We start from the raw sequence: 6688 nt of genomic DNA on the forward strand, positions 1-6688 counted from the left end.
CTTTTGCTTCACGCTCCAAGCATTTTGCTGTAAGCTATTTATAAATTAGTATTCTTTTGATTAAAGTAGTTGATACATTGAATAATTGTATTTTCAACTGTTGGTTGATTAGCAATCAGTACATTTTTGGTTGTTATTTCTACTTCTTTTGCTGTTGTAGTTCCAATGCAAAAACAAACTTGATTTGTAATGGTATTTTCTTTTAAATAACTTTTCACTCCTGACGGACTGAAAAACAAAATCCCATCTACTTTACTTTCAACTTTTATCGGAGTTAAGTCTGTTCTATACACTTTTTTTTCTTCAAAAGTTATGTTTGCTTGTTGAAGAGCAATGGGTAATGTGTCCTGCCTTAAATTCCCTGAAAAAAAAGCAAATGAATCGTGACTGTGTTTTGCAATTAAATAAGTTGCCAATTCCTCCACATATTCAAATGATTGAACTACTACAAAACCGTTCTGTTCCAATAATGCTTTGGTTTTTTTACCAACACAAAAGCATTTCTTACGTTTAAATTCCATCCAATTTTCGTTGGATATCACGCTATTTACTGCATTTTGACTTGTAAATAGTAAATACTCAGAAGATGTCTTTATTTCTACTTTTAAGAAGTCAATTTTTATGAAATCAGCTTCAATCAAACCAAAATCTGCATTCAATAAAAACTGTCGTTGATTAGACAGTAGTTTTTTTGTTGACAGTATTTTAATTGATTTACTGTTCATTATTTATCAGCTCCGTCGCAATACACCAGTATGTTTTTGTTTTCGCCAAAAACAACTAAAATATCGTCTTCAAAAACAACAGTATCCGGTGTTGGTAACCCAATGGTTTCTTTGACAATTGATTTTTTTCCAATCAGATTTGTCTTTTCCTTTTTTCGAATAATCGTTACAACATTCAAATGGTATTTATCTTTCGCATCCAACTCTTCGAGTGTTTTTCCGTGAAACTCGGGCTTGGCTTTCACTTCGGAAACGGTGTAATTGTTGTCTAACTGAAAATTCTCAAGCGTTGTTTTAAAATTTATTTGTTTGGTCAAACGATCGGCACTTTCTTGTTCCGGATGAATGATGCTATAAATTCCCATTGCTTCCAAAACTGTATCGTGAATGGGTGATAATGCACGACTGATAATTTTAGCATTCGATAATTTTTTCACAATAGCGGTGGTTATAATTGCAGCACCTTCATTTTCACCTATTCCAACCACTACTTTATCTGCATCTTTTAGCGGCAATGCTTCATAAGCCAACTCATTGGTTGAATCCATGCAAATGGCGTGCGAGATTTTATCTTTAATCAGGTTGACTTTGTCCATTTGTTTGTCAACTCCAATCACTTCATTTCCGGTTTCTGTTAAGCTAAGAGCTAAAGACATTCCGAAGTTTCCTAATCCAAAAATGATAATTTTCATGTGTTTCGATTTTAGTTAATCAAAATATTTTCTTTGGGGTATTCATAAAATTGGTGATTGATTTGGCGTAACATTCCAATCATCAAGTTGAGCATCCCGATTCTACCAATAAACATAGTTACTATTATAACATACTTACTTGGTTCTGTTAAAGTTGGCGTAAAATTTAAACTCAAACCTACAGTACTATAGGCAGAAAAACACTCAAATACTACAGCTAACAAATCGGTTCCTTTAGGTTCAAAAATAAGTAATGCAATAATCGCAAATCCGATTATAATCAAGGAAATACATAAAATTGCAAACGCACGTGAAGTTGATTCACTTGAAATTCTTCTGCCAAAAAGTTGTATTCTGCTTTTACCTCTGGCAATCGTAAAAATATTTAACGTTGCCAAAGCAAAAGTACTTGTTTTTATACCACCACCTGTTGAAGCCGGTGAAGCACCAATCCACATCAAGAAGATCATAAATAACAGCGTGGGAACAGAAAATTGCGTAAAATCCATCGTATTAAATCCCGCTGTTCTGGGGGTTACTGCATTGAATGCGGCTGTTGTAATTTTTCCAAATGTCGTATTGTGTACTAGTAAGGTGTTATTCATTTCAGAAAGAAAAAGAAAAACAAAACCACCTATTAACAAAGCACCTGTAGTATATAAAACTATTTTAGAATTTAACGTTATGATGCTTAGGTGTTTATGTATTTTTTTTCGGTCGAAAAATTCTATAACATTAATCTTTAGATATTGATAAAAATTAAAAATAATGTTATATCCTAATCCTCCAAAAATAATCATCAGCATCACCACCCATTGCATGTAGTAATTAAATTGAAGATGTGCTTCACTCAAGCCGGCAGTTAACGTTGAAAATCCTGCATTACAAAAAGCAGAAATTGAGTGAAAAACAGAAAAAAACACTTTATCCTTGATTTCAACATTATCGTTTATAGAGGAATAAATAAATAAAGCTCCAATAATTTCGACACTTATTGTAAATGTTACAACGCTTAATGCTGTTTTCAAAACATCTTTCAGGGTGTCTTGAGCAATAAAATCGCGTACGTTTAATCCTTCCTTGAAAGAAGAACTACCTCTAAAAAAATAAGCAAAGAAAGAAGTAAATGTTAAAATACCAAGACCTCCAATTTGAATTAAAGAAATAATGATTGATTGTCCAATTATGGTAAATTCTGTTGCCGTGTCTACAACTATAAGGCCTGTCACGCAAACCGCACTTGTTGATGTAAATAATGCATCTGTAAATGTAATTCCGTTAGTGGTTGCGTTGGGAAGTAAAAGTAAAAAAGCACCAATCATTATAATTGCAAAAAAACTGCCAACAAATACAATGGCCGGGTTGTAATATACTTCATAAATATAGCGAACCAGAATCATCAATCGGATGATGAAATAGAAAATAAGTCCCGCCTCAAGTATAGGTCGGACCAATTTTAGAATATCAATAATTGGCAAACTATAATTGATTAAAGCAACGATTGTGGAAACAAAAATCAAGAAACCAATAATTACAGAATTTACTAAAGCTACTTTTTTCCTGCCACTAGTTTTGTAGTAATTGAACTTGAAAATATTAAATGCTAATAATGCGAAAGTTATGACCAGAAGTCCAATGAGCTTCGGCATTTTATATATCTCGTTTATACTGTAACCAAAATCAAAGACAATGTAGGTAAGAACAATTAAGTCGAAAAAACGATAAATGATCTTAAGTATGGAATCCTTTTTTATAATTCGACTCATAATATTACTGTTTCAATGCTATTTTTATGGATTGCATCAGTTCAGAACCCCCGTTTTCTAAAATATACTTTGCACAAAGTTCACCAAAATTTTGAAACAATGAACTATTTATTTGTTTATCAATCACTATTTCTTTTCTTCCGTCTAATGACAACAAAACTCCTGAAAATGAAATTGTATCATTTTCTATTCTTGCCAAAGCTCCAATAGGTGCTGTACAACCGCCTTCTAAAGTTTTAAGAAATTGACGTTCTACAAATGTACAAATTTCTGTTTCGCGATGGTTTAGTTGTTGAAGAGCATTTCTTGTGAATTCGTCCTGTTCCATGGCTACAACAACCATTGCTCCCTGAGCCGGAGCCGGAGTCATCCAGTCGAGATTGATAAAAGATTCCGGTTTCAAATTGATTCGTTCCAATCCTGCAGCGGCAAAAATAGCTCCACTCCAAGAATTATCTTTTAATTTTTGCAAGCGAGTGTTGACATTTCCGCGTAAATCTTCTACTTGGTGTGAAGGAAATTTGTTGAGCCATTGTGCTTTTCTGCGTAAACTTCCTGTTGCGATAGTTATCGGGATAGTTCCTGTATTTTCTAAAAAAGACAAATCTCCTTTGTGTACCAAAATATCCAAAGTAGAAGCTCGTTCCAAAACCGCTGCCTGAACAATTCCTGTTGGCAAAGCTGTTGGCACGTCTTTCATAGAATGAACAGCAATGTCAATTTCACCTTTTAACATAGCAATATCTAAAGTTTTGGTGAAAATTCCGGTTATTCCTAGTTCATATAAAGGTTTGTCGAGAATGATATCTCCGGTTGATTTTACAGCAACAATTTCTGTTTGATAGCCTAAATCATGAAGTTTTTGTTGAACCGTGTGAGCTTGCCAAAGTGCCAACTCGCTGTCACGGGTTCCTATCGTAATAATTCTACTCATTATAAGGTGTGGTCTCAATTTGAAAAACACGCTCAATCCACTCAATACTTTCATTCACAGTGGTGCTGTCGTCTTTCAAATGATTGGCAAAATGTGTGGTTATTTTTTGAATGATTCGATTGCTGATTATCTCAGCTTGTTCCTCATCAAAATTACTAATTTTTTTGCGTTGAAAACTCAATTCGTTATTTTTAATAGTATTGAGCTTCTCTTTTAAAGCATGAATGGTTGGAGCAAATTTTCGAGCCTTCATCCAAGCGATAAATTCTTCTCTTATTTCGTCTATTATTGCTTCAGCAAAAGGAATTTGCTCTTTTCTCTTTTCGATGGTTTCATCGGTCAATTGCGACAAATGATCCATGTGAACTAACGTAACTCCTTCCAATTGTTTGACATTTTCATCTACATTTTTCGGGATAGACAAATCCAAAATCAACAAAGGCTTTTTTAAATTTAATATTGTCTTATCAATCGTTGGGTTTTGAGCACCTGTTGCAACAACTAAAACATCCGCTTTTTGTAATTCAACTTCTAAATCAACATAATCTTTTACAATCAAATTAAACTTCCCGGCAATTTTTTCTGCCTTATTTTTAGTGCGATTGATTAAGGTGATATTTTCGTTTTTTGTGTGTTTTACTAAATTTTCGCAGGTATTTCGTCCAATTTTACCGGTGCCGAAAAGTAAAATGTTTTTAGTAGCAAGATCGGAAACGGTATTGAATATGTAATGAACCGACGCAAAAGCTACCGAAGTGGCTCCGCTGCACAATTCTGTTTCATTTTTCACTCGTTTACTCGCTTGAATTACGGCATTCACTAAACGCTCCATAAACGAATTGACCAAGCCTAATTTTTTACTTTCTACAAAACCATTTCTGATTTGGCTAATAATTTCAAAATCGCCTAAAATCTGGCTGTCTAAACCAGTTCCTACACGAAATAAAAAATTAATGGCTTCTTGATTTTTGTATACATAGGCAACTTGTTGGAATTCTTCAACGGTTCCTAAACTATTATCGCAAAGTAATTTGATTAATTGAAAAGGGTGTTCTGCAAAACCATATATCTCTGTACGGTTACAAGTGGATATTACAACTATACTGTCAATCCCTTCTGCTTTGGCTTGAAGTAAAACTCTTGTTTTGGCCTGATCGTCTAAACTGAATTTGCCTCGAACCTCAGCATCTGCCTTCTTGTAACTCAATCCAACCGAATAAAAGGTTTGGTGTTTCGACAATTTTAAATGATCCATAATTCTACACTTTCCTGAAAAGTTGAACAAAATTATAGCTATTATTTTCAAAAAAATAACGCTCAAAGTTCTTTTTGTGTCGTTTAAAGAATTATTTTTGCTTTAGTTTATAATGATTCTAATATAGTAGTGTTCATAGACCTTTAAACTACAATTATATAGAATGATTCTAAATAAAAATCTAACATACTTTACTTTTTACTATAAAAAATGTCGCTATGGGTTCTCATGAAGAAATAAAAATTGAAAATGATTTCTATTTAATTCGTTTTCAGAACGATACCAATGAAATGTTTGTTTTTCAACGCCCGGTTCATACCGATTTGATTCAATTTCATTATGGTTTAAAAGGAAAAGCTAAATTTATTTTCAACCAAGGAACGTATGCCTTAGATTTAGTCGAAGAGAAATCGCTTTTATTGTACAATCCTCAAAAAGAACTCCCGGTACATTTAGAAATTGGTCCGAACTCGTGGATGATTTCGGTTTTAATTTCCATTAAAAAATTACATACGTTATTTTCAAACGAAGCCGAACACATTCCTTTTTTAAGTGCTGAAAATAAGGAGAAAAAATATTACACCGAAGATGATATTACACCTTCAATGGCCATCGTATTAAATCAGTTGTTTCACTACAATCTCAATAGTTCTATCAAAAATCTTTATTATAAAGGCAAAGGTTATGAGTTGTTAAGTTTGTACTTTAACCGCAGTGAAGATCCAAATAGTGATCATTGTCCGTTTTTAATTGACGAAGAAAACGTGGCCAAAATCAAAAAAGCAAAAGAAATTGTTATTAGCAATATGGCCGAGCCACCAGGTCTTCAGGAATTGTCTGATATGGTTGGTCTGACTTTAAAAAAGCTGAAAACAGGTTTCAAACAAGTGTATGGCGACAGCGTGTACAGTTTTTTATTCGATTACAAACTGGAATATGCCCGAAAATTATTAGATAGTGGCACTTATAATGTGAATGAAGTTGGGGTTTTAATTGGTTACAGCACTTCATCGCATTTTATCTCCGCTTTTAAAAAGAAGTTTGGAACAACGCCGAAAAAATATTTAATGTCATTATCAAATTAAGGATATTTTTCGTTAAACATATGTCACAAATTGAACTAAAATACAATTACATAAAAATTATTCTTTTTATGATTTTCGCAATTTTAATGATTGCTCTTTTCTCTCATATATTTTTAAATTCCTATGAATTTTCATTGAGAGAACCAGGATTTGGGAGATTTAAATGGGTTGGTCGTTTTTTTTATAAAAATGTCAGTTTCCTTTCAATTATGTCGATACTTATGGTAGTTT

Annotated in this window: 7 protein-coding genes; 2 read left to right on the forward strand and 5 right to left on the reverse strand. The window is 33.0% G+C overall.

What is annotated here, in order from left to right; all coding sequences use genetic code 11:
• Window positions 1-38 precede the first annotated feature (38 nt).
• From ACIQ2S_RS01460 to hemA, 5 genes are read right to left on the reverse strand one after another with little or no spacing between them, the layout of a single operon-like run.
• A complete protein-coding gene (locus ACIQ2S_RS01460; RefSeq protein ID WP_396172296.1) occupies window positions 39-725 on the reverse strand; it encodes a uroporphyrinogen-III synthase in 687 nt (228 codons plus the stop codon).
• On the reverse strand, window positions 725-1417 hold the full coding sequence (locus ACIQ2S_RS01465; RefSeq protein ID WP_396172297.1) for a potassium channel family protein: 693 nt from the start codon (window positions 1415-1417) through the stop codon (window positions 725-727). Before ACIQ2S_RS01465 ends, ACIQ2S_RS01460 begins: the two co-directional genes overlap by 1 nt.
• Before the next feature lie 11 nt (window positions 1418-1428).
• Window positions 1429-3183, reverse strand: a complete 1755-nt coding sequence (locus ACIQ2S_RS01470; RefSeq protein ID WP_396172298.1) for a TrkH family potassium uptake protein — start codon at window positions 3181-3183, stop codon at window positions 1429-1431.
• Between the two features lie 4 nt (window positions 3184-3187).
• Window positions 3188-4117: a hydroxymethylbilane synthase gene (gene hemC, locus ACIQ2S_RS01475; RefSeq protein ID WP_396172299.1), complete on the reverse strand. Its 930-nt coding sequence runs from the start codon at window positions 4115-4117 to the stop codon at window positions 3188-3190.
• Window positions 4110-5372 carry a glutamyl-tRNA reductase gene (hemA, locus tag ACIQ2S_RS01480; RefSeq protein ID WP_396172300.1) on the reverse strand — a complete coding sequence of 421 codons (1263 nt, stop codon included), beginning with the start codon at window positions 5370-5372 and terminating at the stop codon, window positions 4110-4112. Before hemA ends, hemC begins: the two co-directional genes overlap by 8 nt.
• A 218-nt stretch (window positions 5373-5590) precedes the next feature.
• Between hemA and ACIQ2S_RS01485 the strand changes: the two genes are divergently transcribed.
• A complete protein-coding gene (locus ACIQ2S_RS01485) occupies window positions 5591-6457 on the forward strand; it encodes a helix-turn-helix transcriptional regulator (protein WP_396172301.1) in 867 nt (288 codons plus the stop codon).
• A gap of 20 nt (window positions 6458-6477) precedes the next feature.
• On the forward strand, window positions 6478-6688 hold a 211-nt coding region (locus ACIQ2S_RS01490; protein ID WP_396172303.1), incomplete at its 3' end, for a hypothetical protein.

Origin of the sequence: Flavobacterium sp. (genome assembly GCF_044371705.1) — a bacterium.
In the GTDB taxonomy this organism is placed as follows: Bacteria; Bacteroidota; Bacteroidia; order Flavobacteriales; family Flavobacteriaceae; genus Flavobacterium.

What these genes read in the sequence shown, in the direction of transcription:
- ACIQ2S_RS01460 (WP_396172296.1), bottom strand. Translation starts at nt 725, where the DNA reads ATGAACAGTAAATCAATTAAAATACTGTCAACAAAAAAACTACTGTCT.
- hemC (WP_396172299.1), bottom strand. Translation starts at nt 4,117, where the DNA reads ATGAGTAGAATTATTACGATAGGAACCCGTGACAGCGAGTTGGCACTT.
- hemA (WP_396172300.1), bottom strand. Translation starts at nt 5,372, where the DNA reads ATGGATCATTTAAAATTGTCGAAACACCAAACCTTTTATTCGGTTGGA.
- ACIQ2S_RS01485 (WP_396172301.1), top strand. Translation starts at nt 5,591, where the DNA reads ATGGGTTCTCATGAAGAAATAAAAATTGAAAATGATTTCTATTTAATT.
- ACIQ2S_RS01465 (WP_396172297.1), bottom strand. Translation starts at nt 1,417, where the DNA reads ATGAAAATTATCATTTTTGGATTAGGAAACTTCGGAATGTCTTTAGCT.
- ACIQ2S_RS01470 (WP_396172298.1), bottom strand. Translation starts at nt 3,183, where the DNA reads ATGAGTCGAATTATAAAAAAGGATTCCATACTTAAGATCATTTATCGT.